The 1,564-nt window shown below is 39.6% G+C and carries 2 protein-coding genes; one reads left to right on the top strand and one right to left on the bottom strand.

Going from position 1 to position 1,564, the window contains the following annotated elements; all coding sequences use genetic code 11:
* The first annotated feature begins 21 nt into the window (after positions 1–21).
* Entirely contained in the window at positions 22–315 is a 294-nt protein-coding gene (locus tag R5R67_RS19285) for a type II toxin-antitoxin system RelE family toxin (protein ID WP_000221358.1), read from the top strand.
* Between the two features lie 37 nt (positions 316–352).
* Here R5R67_RS19285 and R5R67_RS19280 read toward each other — a convergent pair whose 3' ends face one another.
* Complete coding sequence (locus tag R5R67_RS19280) at positions 353–1,504, bottom strand: IS4-like element ISAbe18 family transposase (protein WP_005176703.1); 1,152 nt, start codon at positions 1,502–1,504, stop codon at positions 353–355.
* Between the last annotated feature and the right edge of the window lie 60 nt (positions 1,505–1,564).

Genomic DNA, 1,564 nt, shown 5'->3' with positions numbered 1-1,564 from the left:
TGTTTGAGGAAGTCACATTAGATGACTTATAAGCTTTTACGTCACAAGGACTTTACAGCAGAATGGGAAAAACTCCCTGTTGCTATACGAGATCAATTTAAAAAGAAACTAGCCAAAGTCATAGAGCAGCCACATATTCCAAAGAATATGCTTAGAGGCGATCTTGCAGGTTGCTATAAAATCAAATTATTAAAAGCTGGTGTCCGACTTGTCTATCAAGTTAAAGATGATCAGGTAGTTATCCTGCTCATTACCGTCGGAAAACGAGCTGATAGCATAGTTTATGACGAAGCGAAAAAGCGAATTAAAGACTAAAAATGGGAGCTTAAAGCCATTGCTGTCCCACAATTTTTCACAAGAGGAAGCTCATTTGAGCTTCCTCTTGTTTTATGGGTATTTTATCGGGTGAAAATAAAGCTTTTAAAGTTCTTCTTTCAAACAAATTCACTTGAATTATTCTGAGTAAACGTTGAACTGTCCAACCTGTTTTTCCTAAATGTCGAGCGAAACTCACCAATAAATAGGCGATCATCGCAATCCAGATTTGTGTCTGAATTGCGTTCCTGCTGCGGCCTAGAAACGCTTTTAATTTGAGATTCTGCTTAATCGCCTTAAAGAACAGCTCAACTTTCCAACGATCTTTATAAATCGCCGCAATGGTGGAGGCGGCTAAATGAAAGTTATTGCTGAGAAAGCTAAAGTGCTTGCCACTTTGCTGATCTCTATATTCAATTCTTCTTAACACTGGGGCTTTTCTTTTTAGGGCATGTGCGCTATTCAGCTGAATGGTTTCATCTTTTAGAATACCTTTGGATTCAAGCACTGGATGTTGCTGGATCACCTGATACACAGATTTAGGCCTAAAACGTGTGACAAATCCAATGTTTTGAGCAGTCAGATTTGCATACCATTGGTAATCGACATAGCCTTTATCAAAAACTACAATGCTGCCAGCAGGAAACTGGAATTTGCGGCCTTGTACCATGTCATTTTCTTTGCCATTTTCAACTGCAACAAACTCAGGAATATCATTGCTGTGATTCAATCCTATACTGAGTTTCATGCTGGCTTTTGAGTCGTGAACTTTGGCCCATTCACATAAGGAAAGCGACAGGTCAATATGACTGGCATCCAAGGAATACAAGGGATTCTTAAAGCGAAATTTATGAGCTACTTTTGAGTGTTCATAGTATTTAAGCAACTTGTAAAATAGCTGTTGATACAAGGCAGCAGGCTGCTGCTCATTGATTCGTGCCAGCGTGCTTCGGGGAATAGACTTTGCTCCGAGATGACTCAGCTTTTCCTGTTGGCACTCCAAATTGGATTGAATATCTCTCAGACTTTGCCTACAAGAGAATTGAGACATCAATATGGCAATAAACTGATCCCACCGGGAAGCCGCTCTAAATTTCTGTCCAACATGGTGTACTTTAGCAAGTTGTTCAAAATCCTGTCGCACAACAGGTTTAATTAGCTCATGAAATACGGTATTCTGATGTGACAAAACCTGAATCCTGGTCGTTAAAGTGTTTGTTTGCACTCATATTTTAACTGTTAGGACTCA

Source organism: Acinetobacter sp. OYA S30 (genome assembly GCF_033599315.1).
GTDB classification, from domain to species: Bacteria; Pseudomonadota; Gammaproteobacteria; order Pseudomonadales; family Moraxellaceae; genus Acinetobacter; species Acinetobacter baumannii.
This window is presented reverse-complemented; position numbering and strand designations above follow the sequence as displayed.

Excerpts from the sequence above, each read along its gene's own strand:
- R5R67_RS19285 (WP_000221358.1), top strand. The coding sequence starts at position 22 with ATGACTTATAAGCTTTTACGTCACAAGGACTTTACAGCAGAATGGGAA.